Source organism: Amycolatopsis rhabdoformis (assembly GCF_035918295.1).
Classification (GTDB): domain Bacteria; phylum Actinomycetota; class Actinomycetes; order Mycobacteriales; family Pseudonocardiaceae; genus Amycolatopsis; species Amycolatopsis rhabdoformis.
In genome coordinates, this window is sequence record NZ_CP142149.1 from 1,250,023 (window position 1) to 1,267,452 (window position 17,430).

The 17,430-nt window shown below is 71.6% G+C and carries 14 protein-coding genes; 13 read left to right on the forward strand and 1 reads right to left on the reverse strand.

The genetic code is table 11. The features are described from left to right. Positions 1-29 precede the first annotated feature (29 nt). From VSH64_RS05795 to VSH64_RS05835, 9 genes are all read left to right on the forward strand, one after another. Positions 30-1,190, forward strand: coding sequence for an ABC transporter substrate-binding protein (locus tag VSH64_RS05795; protein WP_326834427.1), 1,161 nt, complete (start codon positions 30-32; stop codon positions 1,188-1,190). Continuing rightward, on the forward strand, positions 1,187-2,818 hold the full coding sequence (locus VSH64_RS05800; RefSeq protein ID WP_326834428.1) for a thiamine pyrophosphate-binding protein: 1,632 nt from the start codon (positions 1,187-1,189) through the stop codon (positions 2,816-2,818). The genes VSH64_RS05795 and VSH64_RS05800 overlap by 4 nt, the downstream gene beginning before the upstream one ends. A gap of 99 nt (positions 2,819-2,917) precedes the next feature. Continuing rightward, complete coding sequence (locus VSH64_RS05805; RefSeq protein ID WP_326834429.1) at positions 2,918-3,784, forward strand: beta/alpha barrel domain-containing protein; 867 nt, start codon at positions 2,918-2,920, stop codon at positions 3,782-3,784. Next, a complete protein-coding gene (locus VSH64_RS05810) occupies positions 3,781-4,593 on the forward strand; it encodes a DeoR/GlpR family DNA-binding transcription regulator (protein WP_326834430.1) in 813 nt (270 codons plus the stop codon). Before VSH64_RS05805 ends, VSH64_RS05810 begins: the two co-directional genes overlap by 4 nt. Further along, positions 4,590-5,657, forward strand: coding sequence for a tartrate dehydrogenase (locus VSH64_RS05815; RefSeq protein ID WP_326834431.1), 1,068 nt, complete (start codon positions 4,590-4,592; stop codon positions 5,655-5,657). The genes VSH64_RS05810 and VSH64_RS05815 overlap by 4 nt, the downstream gene beginning before the upstream one ends. Positions 5,658-5,680: 23 nt before the next feature. Next, positions 5,681-7,102 (forward strand): aldehyde dehydrogenase family protein, encoded by a 1,422-nt coding sequence (locus tag VSH64_RS05820; RefSeq protein WP_326834432.1) that lies wholly within the window; start codon positions 5,681-5,683, stop codon positions 7,100-7,102. A 30-nt stretch (positions 7,103-7,132) separates the two neighbouring features. Continuing rightward, complete coding sequence (locus tag VSH64_RS05825; RefSeq protein ID WP_326834433.1) at positions 7,133-9,253, forward strand: acetate--CoA ligase family protein; 2,121 nt, start codon at positions 7,133-7,135, stop codon at positions 9,251-9,253. Next, on the forward strand, positions 9,253-10,944 hold the full coding sequence (locus VSH64_RS05830) for a CoA-transferase (protein WP_326834434.1): 1,692 nt from the start codon (positions 9,253-9,255) through the stop codon (positions 10,942-10,944). Before VSH64_RS05825 ends, VSH64_RS05830 begins: the two co-directional genes overlap by 1 nt. A 45-nt stretch (positions 10,945-10,989) precedes the next feature. Then, a complete protein-coding gene (locus VSH64_RS05835) occupies positions 10,990-11,820 on the forward strand; it encodes an enoyl-CoA hydratase-related protein (protein WP_326834435.1) in 831 nt (276 codons plus the stop codon). Positions 11,821-11,866: 46 nt separating this feature from the next. Here VSH64_RS05835 and VSH64_RS05840 read toward each other — a convergent pair whose 3' ends face one another. After that, on the reverse strand, positions 11,867-12,613 hold the full coding sequence (locus tag VSH64_RS05840; protein WP_326834436.1) for an SDR family NAD(P)-dependent oxidoreductase: 747 nt from the start codon (positions 12,611-12,613) through the stop codon (positions 11,867-11,869). Positions 12,614-12,866: 253 nt separating this feature from the next. Between VSH64_RS05840 and VSH64_RS05845 the strand changes: the two genes are divergently transcribed. The 4 genes from VSH64_RS05845 to VSH64_RS05860 are packed head-to-tail and all read left to right on the forward strand — an operon-like array spanning position 12,867 to position 17,415. Beyond that, positions 12,867-14,054 (forward strand): ABC transporter substrate-binding protein, encoded by a 1,188-nt coding sequence (locus VSH64_RS05845; RefSeq protein ID WP_326834437.1) that lies wholly within the window; start codon positions 12,867-12,869, stop codon positions 14,052-14,054. A 22-nt stretch (positions 14,055-14,076) separates the two neighbouring features. Continuing rightward, the gene (locus tag VSH64_RS05850) at positions 14,077-14,955 is read left to right on the forward strand and encodes a branched-chain amino acid ABC transporter permease (protein WP_326834438.1); all 879 of its coding nucleotides are present in this window, start codon (positions 14,077-14,079) and stop codon (positions 14,953-14,955) included. Between the two features lie 20 nt (positions 14,956-14,975). Beyond that, complete coding sequence (locus tag VSH64_RS05855; protein ID WP_326834439.1) at positions 14,976-16,724, forward strand: ABC transporter permease subunit; 1,749 nt, start codon at positions 14,976-14,978, stop codon at positions 16,722-16,724. Further along, positions 16,711-17,415 carry an ABC transporter ATP-binding protein gene (locus VSH64_RS05860; protein WP_326834440.1) on the forward strand — a complete coding sequence of 235 codons (705 nt, stop codon included), beginning with the start codon at positions 16,711-16,713 and terminating at the stop codon, positions 17,413-17,415. Before VSH64_RS05855 ends, VSH64_RS05860 begins: the two co-directional genes overlap by 14 nt. Positions 17,416-17,430: the final 15 nt, after the last annotated feature.

Genomic DNA, 17,430 nt, shown 5'->3' on the forward strand with positions numbered 1-17,430 from the left:
ACGCTCGAGAGCTCCAGGAAGGGTGCACCATGTCCACACGTCGGAGATTCGCCGCCGCGGCGCTGGCGGCGGTCAGCCTCTGCGCCGCGCTGACCGCCTGCCGGGGAACCGACAGCGCGTCCGGCCCGGCCATCCAGGGTTGCGCGAAAACCACCACCATCCAGATCGCGACCACGCCGTACCAGGACTCGCTGGTGATGAGCCTGGGCGACGCGCTGGGCTGGTACAAGAAGGAGTGCCTGAACGTGACGTTCCAGAACGTCGCCTTCACCAACATCGCGAAGATCGTGGCCAGCGGCAAGGGCGCGCCGGTGGGGTGGCGCACGGCGTCGGAGATCAACCAGGGTTACCACCTGGACAACGACCTGGCCTACCTCTACCCGTGGGACATCTTCAGCAACGGCTTCGCACTCATGGGCCGGCCCGACACGAACCTCAAGACCTACGACGAGTTCGTGAAGGAAGGCAAGAGCTCGAAGGACGCGATCGCCGCGGTGATCGACGAGATCCACGGCAAGAACGTGATCACCACGCTGAACAACAGCCGTGCCGAGGTGATCCAGACGGCGCTGCAGGCCCAGGGCAAGGCGCTCGACTGGGTGAAGTACACCGACCTCGACCCGGCGAGCGGGCTCACCGCGTACCTGCGCGGCGACGGGGACACCTACATCGCCGGCATCCCGCAGCGGCAGACGCTGTCGGACCGCGGGTACAAGGTGCTGCTGGCCGGCACGAACCTCTCACCGCCGCCGGTCAACGGCTACATCACCACCAAGTCGTACTGGAACGCCAACCAGGACGCGCTGCTGAAGCTGATCCACGTGACCTACGAGGCGATCCGTTACACGAACGCGAACCTCGACCAGGTCGCCGGTTACATCTCGAAGACCTACAACAAGCAGACCGGTTCGACGCTGACGGTCGACAACTTCAAGGCCTACTGGCAGAAGCTCGAGACGTACCCGGTGAACGCGGGGGAGACGAAGGCGCAGATCTTCACCCCCGGCGGCGTCGCCTACTGGAAGACGACCTGGGACCAGGACAACCAGTACTTCTTCGACGACATCCACTCGATCCCCGGCCCGGCCCCGTACGACGGCTACCTCGGCGAGACCGTGCTCAACGCCTACATCGCCAAGTACGGCACCGACGAGAAGGGCTGGGACCAGCCGACGGGGAGCCTTTCGTGAAGGGCTACGAAGCCATTCCCGAACTGCTGCGCCGCGGCGGCACCACGACCGTGTTCAGCATGGTCGGCAACACCAACGTGCCCTGGATCGGACACGGGTTGAAAACCGGCGCACTTCGCCTGGTGAAAACCCGACACGAGGAAACGGCCGTGAACGCGGCCGAAGGCTACAGCCGCAGCCGCGGGGAGATCCCGGTCTGCAGCGTCACGCAGGGGCCGGGGTTCGCCAACGCGCTCAACGGCCTCGTCTCGGCGAGCCGCACCCACGTCCCGATGCTCTTTGTCGTCGGAGAGTCGCCGGCGACCAAGGTGAAGACGACGATGAACATCGACCAGCGGGCGTTGTGCGCCATCGCCGGGGTGGGATTCCACCACGTGGCGTTCGGTTCCGAACTGGAGGACCGCTTCACGGCCGCGCTGGCGGCGGCGCGGTGGAACGGCGTTCCGCAGGTGCTGAGCATCGCCGACGGAGTGCTCGCGGCGGACGTGGAGCTGGCCGAAGCCGAAGCCGACGTCGGCACGGGCGAGACGGGTCGGCACGGCGCGGTACCCGACGCGGCGGCCATCGAGTCCACTGTGGACCTCCTGGCCTCGGCTCGACGGCCACTGGTGCTGGCGGGTCAGGGCGCGCTGCTGGCCGACTGCGGTGAGGAGCTGGCCGAGCTCGCGGGCCTCGTCGGGGCGCAGACCGGAACCACGTTGCGGGCCAACTGGTTCTTCGCCGGCCGCGAGGGAAATCTCGGGCTGTGCGGCAACTGGGCGCCCGCGCTGGTGCGCAAGGCGCTGGCCGAGGTGGACGTGGTGTTCGCGGTCGGGGCGTCGCTGAACACGTGGACGACCGGCGACCGCCAGGTGTTCCCGGCGGCTCGGTTCGTGCGCTGCGACGTGGACCCGGCCACGGTGCCGGCCGGCGCGGATCCCGAGGTGTCGCTGTTCGGCGACGCGAAGGTGGTGGTGCGCGCGGTGCTCGACGCGTGGCGGGCCCGCGGCTTCACCGGGCCGAAGCCGGTGGTGGCGCGCCCGACCGTGGCCGAGGTGCAGGAGTCGGTGCGGGCGGTCGACGTCGGCCACGATCCGGCGCGCGGGCTGGACCTGCGGGAGGTGTTCACGGCGTTCGACGAGCACCTGCCGGCCAACCGGGTCGTGGTGACCGATGCCGGGCGCAGCCTCAAGACGTTGCCGACGCTGGTGGGTGCGGAATCGGCCCGGCAGTGGTTGATCGGCAACAGTTTCGGGTCGATCGGGCGCGGGCTCGGCATCGCGGTCGGCGCGGCCGCCGCGCGCCCGGCCGATCCGGTGGTGCTGTTCTGCGGCGACGGCGGCTTCATGATGGCCGCCCAGGACCTCGACGCGGTGCGGCTCAACGGGTTGAGCCTCACCGTCGTGGTCACGAACGACGAGCAGCTCGGCGCCGAGGTCAAGTACGTCGACCAGTACGACCTGCCACCGGAGCTGATCCGCCAGACCCTGCCCGACGTGACGCAGCTGGCCGCCGCGTTCGGCGGTACGGGCCGGGTGGTGCGGACCCGGGAGGAGCTGGCCGAGGCGGCGGCCGGCCCGCGCACCGGGCTCACGGTGCTCGACGTGCGCATCGACCCGGCGATCGACTGCGCGGCCGCGTTGAAATAACCACACCCGCACCGGGTGGCCCGGGCGGAACCCCGCCGCGCGATGTTGTTTTTCGAACAACGAGCTGTGCGAACAGTGACGAACAGGGAAGGAGACCGGATGACACCCCCGCACGCGGGTGCGGCCCGGCTGGCGAACCCGGGCGGCTCCTTCACGATGGTGTCGGTCGACCACCGCGAATCGCTGCGGACGCTCATGGCCGCGGGCGCCCCCGTGGGCACCGTGTCCGACGAGCGGCTGTGCCGGTTCAAGGCCGCGGCGGTGGCCGCGCTGGCGCCCCACGCGTCGGCGGTCCTGGTGGACAGCCGCTACGGCCTGGTCAACGGCCCGCGCGCCGGGATCCCGGCCGGCACGCGGTTCGTGCTCGCCGTCGACCGGCTCGTGCAGGAGCCCGGCGGCCCGGTCCTGCGGGGTGAGCTGGCCGGGGAAGCCACCGCCGACTTCCTCGGCCGCGCCACCCCCGACGCCATCAAGCTGCTCGTCCTGTTCCGCCCCGGCCACCCGGACCCGCGGCGCGACGACACCGTCGCGCGGTTCCTCGACCTCGGCCGCCGCTGCGGGGTGCCGACCCTGCTCGAAGGCATGGTGCGCTGCGCCCCGGAAGCGCGCGACGAGGCCATCCACGAAGCCGCCGTGACGCTCTGCGCCGCCGGCCCCGACCTCTACAAAGCCGAAATCCCCGGCTACCGCGACGGCGACGTCTCGGCCGTCGCCCGCCAGTCAGCCCGGCTCACCGCGGAACTCGGCGTGCCGTGGGCGGTGCTGTCCAGCGGCATCACCCCCGCCGACTACCCCGCGGCAGTCCTCGAAGCGTGTCGCGGCGGCGCGTCGGGATTCCTCGCCGGACGCGCGATCTGGCACGACGTGGTGGCCGAAGACCCGCCCGGGCCGGGCCTGCGCGCGACGGCGGCACCGCGGCTCGCCGCGCTTTCGGCCGCCGTGCGCGAGGCGGTGGGCGCCCGATGACCACCGCACCCCGCCCGACCCGTGACCGCCGTGGCCGCATCATGGAGATCGTCGAGGAACAGGGCTACTGCACCACGGCCGAGCTCTCGCGCGAGTTCGACGTGTCGGACATGACGATCCGCCGCGACGTGCAGAAGCTCGTGGCCGACGGCCGCCTGCGCAGTGTCCACGGTGGAGTGACCGCACTGCCGCAGACGGCGTTGGCGGGTACCGACTTCCGGTCTCGCGCCGAACGCAGGCGCGCCACCAAGGACGCCATCGCCGCCTTCGCCGCCGCCGACCTGCCCGAGGCCGGCGCGGTCGCGCTCGACGCCGGCACCACCACCTTGGCCCTCGCGCTCGCCATCCCGCTCGACGCCCGGCTGCACGTGGTCACGCCTTCGCTGGCCGTGGCCAACACATTGCTCGGCCACGAGCTGGTGGAAATCGTGTGCCTCGGCGGTTCACTGCACCACCAGACGCAGTCGTTCGCCGGCCCCGCGACGCTGGCCGCGATCGCCGAGCTGCGCCTGCGCCGCCTCTACCTCGCCGCGAGCGGCATCAACGCCGACGGCGTGTACTGCGGCAACCACTTCGACGCCATGACCAAACGCGCGCTCGTGGACGTCGCCGACGAAGTGGTGCTGCTGGCCGATTCCAGCAAGTTCTCGATCTCGGCGATGGTGCGCGCCTGCACCCTCGACGACGTGGACCGGATCGTCACCGACGACGGCATCCCGGAGCCCGATCACGAAGCACTCCTCGCCCACGGGGTCGAGGTCTCGATCGTCGCCCGGGACCAAGCCCCGGGTGACAAGGAGGAAACATGACTTCCGCGAGGAAGCGCCGGTACGACATCGCCGTGATCGCCGGTGACGGCATCGGGCTCGAAGTGGTGCCTGCCGCGCTGCGGTGCCTCGAGCTGGTGGCGTTGCGCCACGAGTTCACCCTGGACCTCACCGAATACCCCTGGGGTTCGGCGTACTTCCAGGCGCACGGCGCGATGATGCCCACGACCGGCCTCGACGAACTGGCCAAGCACGACGCGATTTTCCTCGGTGCCGTGGGCGTTCCGGAGATCCCCGACGTGGAAACGCTGTGGGGCCTGCTGATCCCGATCCGCCGCACGTTCGACCAGTACATCAACCTCCGTCCGGTGAGGACGCTCCCGGGCATTCCGGCGCGGGTCGTCGGCGCCGGCGACGTGGACCTGGTGATCGTGCGCGAGAACGTGGAGGGCGAGTACTCGGCCGTCGGCGGCCGCATCTACGTCGGCGAACCGCACGAGGCGGCCATGCAGGAAGCGGTGTTCACCCGCCGCGGGGTGGCGCGGGCCGCGCGGTTCGCGGCCGAGCTCGCCACGACGCGGAGCAACCGGCTCACGTCGGCGACGAAGTCCAACGGGATCGTGCACACGATGCCGTTCTGGGACGAGGTCGTGGCCGACACGCTGGCCGGCTACCCGGGTGTGAGCGTGGACAAGGTGCTCATCGACGCGCTGGCCGCGAAGCTGGTGCTCGACCCGGCGGGCTTCGACGTGATCGTGGCGTCGAACCTGTTCGGCGACATCCTCTCCGATCTGGCCGGGGCGATCGCGGGCTCGATCGGCGTGGCACCGAGCGGGAACCTGAACCCGGAGAAGAAGCACCCGTCGATGTTCGAGCCCGTGCACGGTTCGGCACCGGACATCGCGGGCCAGGGCGTGGCGAACCCCGTCGGACAGCTGTGGGCCGGCGCGATGATGCTCGAGCACCTCGGGGAACCCGCCGCCGCGGCGGACCTCACCGCCGCGTTCGAGGCCTGCCTCGCCGACGGCCTGCGCACCCGCGACCTCGGGGGCACCGCGTCCACCGCCGAGTTCACCGACGGCGTCGCCGCCCGGCTCACAGCGTGACCACCACCAGGGGAGAACAGAGGATGATCGTGCGTCACCAGGATTTGTTCATCGACGGACAGACCGTGTCCCGCGAGGCGACCGCCGAGGTCCGCAGCCCGTGGGACGGGCAGCTCGTGGGCACCTACGCCGTGGGCACCGCCGAGGACGCCACGGCAGCCGTGACCGCCGCCCACCGTGCGCTGGCCGACGGCCTCGCGCCGTACCGCCGCGCCGAGGTGCTCGGGGCCGCCGCGCGGATCGTCGGGGAGCGGGCGGAAGAATTCGCGCAATTGCTGTTGCTGGAGGCCGGCAAGCCGATCACCGCCGCGCGCGGTGAGGTGCAGCGCGCGATCACCACGTTGCAGCTCTCGGCCGACGAGGCGCGCCGGCTGCCCGGCGAGTCCGTGCAGATGGACGCGTTCCCGTCCGGCGAGGGCATGCTCGCCTTCACCGTGGCCGAGGCGCTCGGGGTCGTCGCGGCGATCACGCCGTTCAACTTCCCGCTGAACCTGGTCGCGCACAAGATCGGCCCGGCGCTGGCCGCCGGCTGCCCGGTGGTGCTCAAGCCCTCCGAGCGCACGCCGCTCACCGCCGGTCTGCTCGTGGAGGTGCTGGCCGAGGCCGGACTGCCCGCCGGCTGGCTGAACCTCGTGACCGGCGACCCGGCGCAGATCGTGCGGGCCTGGCAGGAGGACGACCGCGTGGCCGTGGTCTCGTTCACGGGCTCGGCCGCGGTCGGCTGGCAGATCAAGGCCGGGTCGCCGCACAAGCACCACATCCTGGAACTCGGTTCCAACACCGCGATGGTGGTGGACGCCGACGCCGATCTCGACCGCGCGGTGGCCGCCGCGGTGGCGTCCGGTTACGGTTTCTCCGGCCAGGCTTGTGTTTCCCTGCAACGGCTCTACGTCCACGAGGACGTGGTCGAGGACGTGGTGGCCAAGCTCGGCGCGGCCGTGGCGGCCCTCGTGGTGGGGGATCCCGCCGACGAGAAGACCGTGGTCGGCCCGCTGATCAGCGAGCAGGCCACCGACCGCGTGGCCGAATGGGTGCAGGGCGCGGTCGGCGAAGGCGCGCGCGTGGTCGCCGGTGGCGGGCGGCGCGACGGCGTGCTCGAACCGACCGTGGTCACCGACGTGCGGGCGGACTCGGCACTGCTGTGCAGCGAGGTCTTCGGCCCGGTCGTGTCGGTGGTGCCGGTGAAGGACGTCGCCGCGGCCCTCGTCGCGGCCAACGACTCCCGCTTCGGCCTCAACACCGCGATCTTCACCAACGACCTCACCAACGTCTTGCAGTACGCCAAAAAGGCGGAGGCCGGTTCGGTGCTGGTCAATGTGGCACCGGCGTTCCGCGCGGACCACATGCCCTACCGCGGTGTGAAGGAATCGGGCCACGGCCGCGAAGGCGTGAAGTACGCCGTGGCGTCGCTGGTCGCCGAAAAGCTCGTGATCCTCGCCGCCTGAGCGGCCGGGGACGAAGGAAAGGTCAGCTCAGTGAGCGAGAACGGAGTGCGGTTCCGCGACATCCGCGGCCTGCTCGAGGCGCGCAGCGTCGCCGTGGTCGGGGCGTCCGACCGCGAGGGCAACGTCGGCGGCACGGCGATCGGGCACCTGCTGAAGTTCGGGTACACCGGCGAGATCTGGCCGGTGCACCCGACGGCCGACACGGTGGCGGGCCTGCCCGCGTACCGCGGCGTGGCCGACCTGCCGGGCGCGGCGGACCTCGCCATCCTCGCGGTCCCCGCGGCCCGGACGGTCGAGCTCGTCGCCGAGTGCGGCGCGGCCGGCATCCGCAACGGGGTCGTGTGGGCCGGCGGGTTTGCCGAGTCGGGGCCGGAGGGCCGCGCGCTGCAGGAGCGGCTGGTCGAGGCGTGCACGGCCGCGGACTTCAATCTGTGCGGCCCCAACTGCCTGGGCCTGATCAACACCGCCACGAAGCTCACGGCCACCTACAGCTCGGGCCTGTTCGATTTCGACACCATGCTCACCGGCACGGTCTCGATGGTGAGCCAGAGCGGCGGGATCACCGCCGCGTCGATGGCGCTGGCCGCCCGCGCGGGCTGGGGCTTCCGCCACGTGGTGAGTGTCGGCAACGAGGCCGTGGTCTCGGCCGCCGACTTCATCCACCACTACGCGAACGACGACGGCGTGCGCGTGATCGCCGCCTACCTCGAAGGCGTGCAGGACGGCGCGAAGCTCGTCGCGGCGTTGCGGGAAGCGCACGCGGCCGCGAAACCGGTGATCATCCTGAAGGGCGGACGGTCCGAAGAGAGCGCCGAGGCCGCGAAATCGCACACCGCGGTGCTCGCGGGCGTGGACAAGGTGTTCGCCGCCGTGATGCGCGACTGCGGCGTGACCCTGGTGAGCTCGCTGGAAGAGCTGCTCGACACGGCGTCGCTGTTCAGCTCGCTGCGGCCGGAGCAGCTCGGGGCCGGGGGCCGGATCGCCATCACCACGACCGGGGGTGGCGGCGGGGTGCTGGCCACGGACCAGTGCGTGTCCCGGGGGCTGGCCGTGCCGCGGCTTTCGGCGGCGACGGTGGCGGCCGCGGCCGCGAAGCTCACGCCGCTGGCGGCGGTGGCCAATCCGACCGACCTCACGCCGGAGTCGTTCTACCAGGCGCGCTGGCGCGATCAGCTGCCCGACGCGCTGGCGGCGATCGCGGCCGACGACGGGGTCGACGGCGTGTTGTTCCTCGCCCAGGCGATGCGCCATCGCGCATCCCACGTGGTGGCCGCGGTCGAGGCGCTGCGCGCGGCGACCACGAAGCCCGTGTGCGTGAGCTGGCCGCTGGCGCCGGAGGAGGCGCTGCGGTCGCTGGCGGAGCAGGGGATCTACGCGTTCCCCGAGCACGATCGCGCGGCGCGGGCGCTGGGCCACCTCGGCCGCTACTCGCCGGCCGCCGCCGCGGAGTCCGGCGCTGGTGCCGAAGTACCGGCGGATGTTCGGACCGTGGTCAAGGATCTGGTGGTTTCCGACCACACCGTGGTGGCCGAACACCGTGCGCGGCCGGTGCTCGCCGCTGCGGGGCTGCCCGTGGTGGACGGCATCCACGCGCACTCGGTGACCGAGGCCGCGGAGTTCGGTTTTCCGCTGGTGCTCAAAGGCGTGACCGACGAGGTCACCCACCGGTACGCGGCCGGCCTGGTGAAACTCGGGGTGTCCGACCGGGAAGAACTGACCACGGCGTGGAAGGCGATCACCACCCGCGCCGAGGCCGACGGCGTGGCGCTCGACGGGATGCTCGTGCAGCGGATGGCCGACGGGGACACGGAGTTCCTGGTTTCCGCGTTCACCGACGACCAGTTCGGTGTGGTGGTGAGCATCGGCGTCGGCGGGGTACTGGCCGAGGCGCTCGACGACGTGGTGCTCATGCGGGCCCCGGTGAGCGCCGAGGCCGCGGCCGGCCACATCGGCGCGTTGAAGCTGTTCCAGCGCGCGCCGAAGCTCGCGGCCGGCGTGGACGTCGCCGCGCTGGGCGCGTTCGCCGCCCGGCTCGGTGCGCTGGCGTCGGCGTTGCCGTGGCGGAAGTTCACGGTCGAGATCAACCCGGTCAAGGCGGTCGGGTCGGGTGTCGTGGCGCTGGACGCGCTGCTGATCGTGGAGGCCGTGTGATGAGTGAGTCGAAGGTGCTGCCCCTGGCCGAGGCGGTCGCGAAGTTCGTGCAGCCCGGTGCGTTCCTGCACCTGGCCTACAACGGCGGCCGGCCCAACGCGGCGGTCGCGGAGATCATCCGGCAGTTCGCCGGCACCGACCCGGGGTTCCGGATCAGTGCGCACGGGTTCGTGAACACCCAGCACGCGCTCGTCGCCGCGGGGCTGGTGAAGAAGCTGACGGTGGCGTACGCGGGCGAGAACTTCCCGAGCCCGCGGCCGAACCCGGCGCTGCAGCGGGCATCGGCCGACGGGTCCGTCGAGATCGAGAACTGGTCGATCTGGACGCTCACCGCGCGGCTGATGGCCCAGGCTCTCGGCGTGCCGTTCCTGCCGGTGCGCTCGCTCGCGGGCAGCACCATGGCCCAGGAACACGGCGGACGCGACTACCACGAGGTCGGCCCCGACGGAGCCGTGTCGCCGGTGGTCACCGCGCTGCGGCCGGACCTGGTGCTGCTGCACGGGCTCGCCGCCGACCCCGCGGGCAACGTGATCCTGGCCCCGCCCTACGGCGAAGGCGCGTGGGGTTCGCTCGCCGCGCGCGACGGTGTGCTCGCGTGTGTGGAGGAGATCGTGGACGACTCCTTCATCCGGCGGCACAACTCGCTGCCGATGATTCCCGCCCACGCGGTGCGCGCGGTCTGCCGCACGCCGTTCGGCTCCCACCCCTACGGGCTGCAGCCGGTGGGGCTCGAAGGCGTCGCCGGGTACATCGAGGACGCCGACTTCATGGACGAGCTGCGCGCGGCCGCGGCCGATCCGGAAGAGCTCGCGCGGTGGACCAAGAAGTGGATCACCGGGGTACGTGACCACGACGAGTTCCTCGCGCGCCTCGGCGAGGAGCGGCTGCGCCGGCTGCGGGAGGTGAAGCCAGTGGTGTGGCCGCCTTCGCTGGCGACCGGGCCCACCGTGGAGGAGCGGATGACGCTCACCGCGGCCCGGATCGTGGGCGACCGCATCACGGTGGCGGGCCACGACGTCGCGCTGGCCGGGATCGGGTTCGCGCACCTGGCCGCCTGGGTCGCCGTCGCGCGGCTGCGCTCGGCCGGTTCGCCGGTGCAGTTGGCGGCCGAACTCGGGATGTCCGGATTCGAACCCCAGCCGGGAGATCCGTACCTTTTCGCGGGCCGGAACCTCCCGACCTGCCTGCAACTCACCGACGTGATGACCGTGCTCGGGCGCGACATGGCGGGCCCGGGCACGTCGAGCATCGCGGTGCTCGGCGCCGGCCAGATCGACGCGGAGGGCAACATCAACTCCACCGTGGGCGCCGACGGCGGGTTCCTCGTGGGCTCCGGCGGGGCGAACGACGTGGCCTCGGCCGCCGACGACGTGGTCGCGGTGGTGAAGCACTCGCCGCGGCGGCTGGTCGAGGCCGTGCCGTACGTGACGGTGCCGGGCCGGCGCGTGTCGGCGATCGTCACGTCGGAGGCCGTGCTCGAACGCCGCGACGGCCGCTACGAGATCACCAGCTACGTGGAGGTGGCGGGGTCCGATCGGGACACCACGCTGCGCCGGATCGTGGAGCGCACCGGCTTCCCGGTCTCCGTCGCCGCCGACTGCCGGGCCGAGCCGCTGCCCGACGCGGCGGACCTCGAACGGCTGCGGGCCTACGACCCGCAGCGCGTGTTCCTCGGCAGCGTCCCGGCCTGACCCCCGCCGAACCCCGGCCACCTCACGGAAAACAAGGAGGACACCATGGCCCAGTACGAGTCGCCGTACGATCCGGCCGGCAGGCCGCGCGACCTCGAGCACGTGGTCTACGAGAAGAAGGGCCACGTCGCCTACGTCACGATCAACCGGCCCGAGGTGCGCAACGCGCTGCATTCCTACGCCTACCTCGAGCTGCGCCAGTGCTGGCTCGACATCGCCCGCGACCCGGAGATCTTCGTCGGCATCGTGACCGGCGCGGGCCCCGCGTTCTGCGCCGGGCGCGACATCAAGTTCCTGGCGCAGCACCAGGCCGAGGGCAAGCGCACGCCGCACGAGGACCCCAACAGCCCGATCTTCCACTGGGGCGGCGGCGGGATGCCCGAGGACGTGGAGCTCAACAAGCCGCTGATTTCGGCGGTGAACGGGTTCGCCGTGGGTGTGGGGCTCACGCTCGCGCTGCAGTGCCAGCTGCGCGTGATGGCCGAGGACGCGTGGCTCGGCGACCAGCACACCAACGTCGGCCGGCTCGGCTCCCCGCACCTGAAGTACACGGCCCTGCCGCGCGCCACCGCCGCGTACCTCACCCTCTGCAACGGAAGGTTGAGCGCGCAGGAAGCGTGGCAGCAGGGCATCGTGAACCGGGTCGTGCCGCAGGACGAGCTGCTCGAGGCGGCCGAGGAGATCGCGGAGATGGTGTGCCGCAGCTCGCCGCTGGCGGTGCAGGCCACCGTGCAGCTCTACCGGATGTCGGCGGCGGAGCCCACGCTTTCGGCCTACGCCAAGCACTTGGACAAGGAGATCGCGGAGAGCGACGACGGAGCCGAGGGGCCGCGCGCGTTCCGGGAGAAGCGCGCTCCGAAGTGGACGGTGTCCTGACGCGACGCCGCCCGCGCCGGCCACGGTCCGGCGCGGACGGCGAAGGTCAGGTGCGGGCGCGTTTGCCGCCGTCGACGACCAGGGCCTCGCCGGTCACGAAGCTCGCTTGCGGTGAGAGCAGGAACGCCACGGTGTCGGCGATCTCCTCCGGGCGGGCGCGGCGGCCGAGCGGGTTGCCGGCCGGAACGTCCTCCGTGGACAGTCGCTGCGCGTCGATGCTGCGCATCATCCGGCCCTCGACGGCGCCGGGGCACACGGCGTTCACGCGGATCCCGCGCTCGGCGGCCTCGACGGCGGCGGCGCGGGTGAGGCCGAGCACGGCGTGCTTCGACGTCACGTAGGCGACGTTGCCGGCGCCCGCGGCGAAGGCCGCGCCGCTCGCGGTGTTCACCACGGCGCCGCCGTCTTCGAGCACCGGGAGCACGAATTTGAGGCCGAGGAACACCCCACGCACGTTCACGGCCAGCACGCGTTCGAACGCGTCGAGGTCGAAGTCGGGGATGAGCGCACGCGGGCCTTCGATGCCGGCGTTGTTGAAGAACGCGCGCACGGGACCGAGGCGGGCCGCGTGGTCGGCGTAGGCGGCGACCTGCGCGGGGTCGCTCACGTCGGCGGTGTGGCCTTCGGCGGTGGCGCCGTCGGCGCGCAGGGCCGCGACGGTGGCCTCCACGCGCGCGCCGTCCACGTCGACCACGAGCAGGCGGTGGCCGTCGCGGGCCAGGCGGGCGGCGGTCGCCGAGCCGAGGTCGCCGGCGCCACCGGTGAGTACCGCGACGGGTGGTGGAGTGGTCACAGGCCCTGCCTTTCGCCGAACGGGTGGTGGGGCTCGATCATCAGGCTTGTGTTCGATGAGCAACACAGAATGTTAGAACATTGACATCGGGTGCGGGCCACCCTACGTTGCGACCAGCTCGAGAGACGGAGGCACCTCGATGGGGCCACATCGGACAGCCGGCCGGCGCGCGGACCCGGGGTTCCGGCGACTCCGCACCCGGCAATCCCGCGCCGGTCGATCCCGAGTCGGTCGATCCCGCTGGCCGCGCGCCGTGCTCGTGCTCGGCCTGCTGGCGGCGCCCGCCGGCTGCGGAAGCGGTTCCCCGCCTCCGGGGACACTCGGCGACGGCCCGATCCGGATCGGGGTCGCCGTGCCGCTCACGGGTCCGAACGCGACGGTCGGCAGCTCGGTGCGCCTCGGCGCGGAAGTCGCCGTCGCCCAGCTCAACGCCGCCGGTGGGGTGCTCGGGCACCAGCTCCAGGTCGTGACCGCCGACACCACCTCGGACCTCACGCAGAGCGTGCAGGAGGTGCGGCGGCTGATCCTGCGGGACCACGTGGACGTGCTCGTGGGACCGACCGCGTCGGGCCAGGTCTCGGCGCTGATCACCACGATCAACGCCGCGGACGTGTACAACGTGCAGGGCTCGGCCTCGCCGGCGTTCGGCCCGAAGGCCGCGCCGCAGAGCTTCTCGATCACCGCCAGCGCGGGCGACCAGGGCCTCGCGCAGATCGGGTACGCGACGAGCCGGCAGTACCGGAAGATCGCGATCCTCTCCGACACCCTCGAATACGGCCGGCTCGGCTCGGCCGCGATCCGGGCCGCGGCGAAGCAGAACGGGATCGCGGTCACGGGTTCGGCCGAGTACCAGTCGGGCACGGCGGACCTGACCTCGCAGGTGCTGAACCTGAAGAACACGGACCCGCAGGCGCTCATGGTGTTCGCGTCCAACGGCCAGGACACCGGGCGGGCCCTCAAGGCGTTGCAGGACCTGCACTGGACCGTGCCCGTGATCGGCAACTACGGCACCACGTTCACCGGGCCCGCCACCGCGATCGCCGGCCCCGACGCCTACCGCAACGTGACTGCGCTCGAATACCCGGGCTTCGGCGCCTGCTCGGCCGCGCAGGTCCCGCCGGAGACGGCGCAGTTCCGCACGCAGCTCAAGGCGTTCGACGCGAAGGCCGCGGCGACCGCGCAGACCGACCTCGCCGCGAACACCCACGACTCGGTGCTGTTGTTCGCGGCCGGCGCGGAAGGTGCGAAATCGATCACCGGACGTTCGGTCGCGAACTGGCTCGAACACCACGCGGCCGGGCTCAAGGACGGGTATGTGAACGCGCCGTTCGGCATCTCCGCCGCTTCGCACTTCCTCACCTCGCACGACGCGCTCGTGGCGGTGGCACCCGGCACGGTCGTGGTGCCCGGGGTGTTCAAGAAGGTGGCCGGATGCCCGTGACGCGGCTTCTCGAGAGGCAACCATGCAGGAACTAGGAATCGTCCTCGTCCGGGGCATCGGCAGCGGCGCGATCTACGCGCTCATCGCGATGTCGCTCACGATCATCTACAACACCAGCACGATCCTCAACTTCGCGCAGGGCTTCTGGGTCGTGGCCGCGGGCGGCATCGCCGTGTCGTGGCTCCCGGCCGGCGTCGGCGTCGGCGGGTACGTGCTCGGCCTGCTCGCCGTGGTGGCCGTGATCGTCGCGCTGGTGTCGGTGCAGGGAGTGGCGACGTTGCTGCCGCTGCGTGGCGGGACCGGCCAGCACTCGTGGCTGGTGACCACCCTGGCGGCGTCGGTGATCATCGGCGCGCTGGTGGAACGGACGCTGGGCAGCGACTCGCTCAACATCCCGACCGTGTTCGGCAGCTTCGGGGTGTTCGGGGTGCAGACGTCGGTGCTCTACCTGGTGGCGATCGCGTTCGCGGTGGTCACGTTCGCCGCGCTGACGCTCTTCTACCGGCGCACCGACGCCGGCCTCGCGATGCAGGCGCTGCGCCAGGACTACGACGTCGCGCGGGCGGCCGGGATTCCCGCGCGGCGGCTGCAGATCGCGTCGTTCGCCATCGCGGGGCTGATCCTCGGCCTCACCGGGTACCTGTTCGGGCCGATCCTCGCGCTGTCGAGCACGAGCGGGCTGAACCTCGTGATCGGCGGGTTCACGGTCGCGATCGTCGGCGGGCTGAGCTCGCTGAAGGGCGCGGTGCTGATCGGTCCGCTGTTCGGCATGGCCACGCAGGCCGCGACCACCTGGATCGGCGCGGACTTCCAGTCGGCGGTGGTGCTCGGGATCCTCGTGGTCGTGCTGCTCGTGGTGCCCCAGGGCCTGTTCGGCCGTCCCGCTGCGAGGAGGGTGTGAGCGTGCATCGACTGTCGCTTGTGGACACACTGAACACGTCGGCCGTACGCGAGTCCGGCGTCGGCGCGGTGATCCTCGCGCTCGCCGTGCTCGTGCCGGTGCTGGGCGGTGATCCGTACTGGGCCTACGCGCTCACGATCGTCGCGATCTACTCCATCGCGTCGGCCTCGACGAACCTGCTGCGCGCCGAATCCGGCCAGTACACCTTCGGCCAAGGCGCGATCTTCGGCGCCGCGGCCTACAGCACGGCGCTGGCGACGGCCACCTACGGCTGGAACCCGGTGCTCGCCGTGCTGCTCGGCATCGCGATCGCCGCGGTGCTCGGGCTGCTGCTGGCGTTGCCGGCGCTGCGCGTGCAGGGCTACTACCTCGGGTTCGTGTCGCTCGCCGCCGCGGTGGTGTTCCCGCAGCTGCTCTACGGGTTCAGCACGTTCACCCACGCGGTGTCCGGCGTGCCGCTCACCGTGGTGCGGCCGGTCGACGCGCACAGCGGTGCGTTCCAGCCGTTCAGCCTGATCGTGCTGGCGCTGGCGATCCTGGCCTTCTTCGGACACGCGGTGTTGCGGGGTTCCCGCCTGGGCCGCCGGATGCGGGCCGCGGCGATCAGCCCGGAAGCCGCGCAGACGCTGCGGATCCGGCCCGGGCGGGTGCGTGTGGTGGCGTTCGTGCTCGCCGCGGTGGGCGCGGGGGTCGCGGGAGCGCTGTACGCGCCGTACTTCAGCTTCGTGAGCCCCGACGCGTTTCCGGTGTCGTTCAGCGTGCTGCTGTACTTCACCGTGGTGGTGGGTGGTGACAGCACGATCATCGGGCCGCTGTTCGGGTTGTTCGTGCTGTACGTGGTGCCGAACTTGCTGCTCACGAACTTCGCCGACTACCGCGACCTGATCTACGGCGTGCTCGCCTTCGTGATCATGGCTCTGCTGCCCGACGGGCTGTTGCCGCCGCTGAAACGCCTCGCCGCGCGGGTCCGGAAAACCGCGCCGAAACCGGCGGTGGACATCCCGGCGATGATCGAACAGCTGGAGCGCGAGCGGTCCGAGGGCACGGGACTCGAGGGCGAGGGGAAAGCCGGCCGGGGGCTGGCGCTCGAGGTGTCCGGGGTGACGAAGCGCTTCGGTGCGGTGGTCGCGCTCGACGGGGTGGGGTTCGAGGCCGCGGCCGGCAGGGTCCACGCGCTGATCGGGCCCAACGGCTGTGGGAAATCCACCACGCTCAATGTGATCTCCGGTCTGGTCCGCGCCGACGCCGGGGTGGTTTCGCTGGACGGCCTGTCCGAAAACCACCACTCGGCCGTGGAAATCGCCACAGCCGGCGTCGCGCGCGGTTTCCAGACGCCGCGGGTGTTCGACTCGCTCGACGCGTGGGACAACATCGAGCTCGGCATCCGCGAGGGGTCGGATCGGGACTACGGCTGGATCCGCGACCAGCTGCGCGGGGTGGCGGTGGCGTCGTTCACGCACTCCGAGCGCCGGTGGCTGGAGCTGCTGCGCATCTGTGTGTCTTCGCCGCGGCTGGTGCTGCTCGACGAGCCGGCCGCCGGATTGTCGCTCAACGAACGGCGGCAGCTGGTTTCCCTGATCCGCAGCCTCGTCGCGGCGAGCGGTGCGACCGTGGTGCTCGTCGAACACGATCTCCCCCTGGTGTGGGGGATCGCGGACACCGTGACGGTGCTGGCGGAAGGCCGGGTGCTCACGACCGGTCGTGCGGCCGAAGTGCGGGAGAGTGACTCGATGGACGTGATCGTGGGGAGCGGCCGTGCTGCGCGTTGAGGGACTGCGGTCGGGTTACGGCTCGATGACCGTGCTGCACGGCGTGGACCTCGCCGTGGCCGCGGGCGAGCTGCTGCTCGTCGCCGGCGCGAACGGCGCGGGCAAGAGCACGCTGCTCGCGACGATCGCGGGGTTCGTTCCCGAACAGGCGGGCACCACCACGCTGGACGGTGCGCCGCTGCGCCGCGGCCCGTCCGCGCGGGCGCGCGCCGGCGTGCGGCTGGTGCACCAGGGGCACCGGGTGTTCGGTGAGCTGACCGTGCGGGACAACCTGCGCCTCGGCGGTTACGGCCTGCGCGGCGCGCGGCGCGAGCAGCGGTTCGACGAGGTGGTGGGCACGTTCCCGCTGCTCGCCGAGCGGCTCGGCGTGTTCGCCGGTGACCTGTCCGGCGGGCAGCAGCAGGTGCTCGCGATCGCGCAGGCGATGATGCTCGACCCGCCGGTGCTGTTGTGCGACGAACCTTCCCTCGGCGTGGCGCAGGTGCTGATCCCGCCGATCATGGCGGCGCTGCGGGCGCGCGCGGACTCGGGGCGCGCGGTGGTGGTGGTCGAACAGCTGGTGGACCAGGCGATCGAGTACGCCGACCGGCTGGTGATCGTGGACCGCGGGACGATTCCGTTCGACCGCCCGGCGGTGGACTACGAACGCGACCCGTCGGTGGTGCGCGAGATTCTGCTGGGATCGGTGTGAGCGAGCGGAGGAACG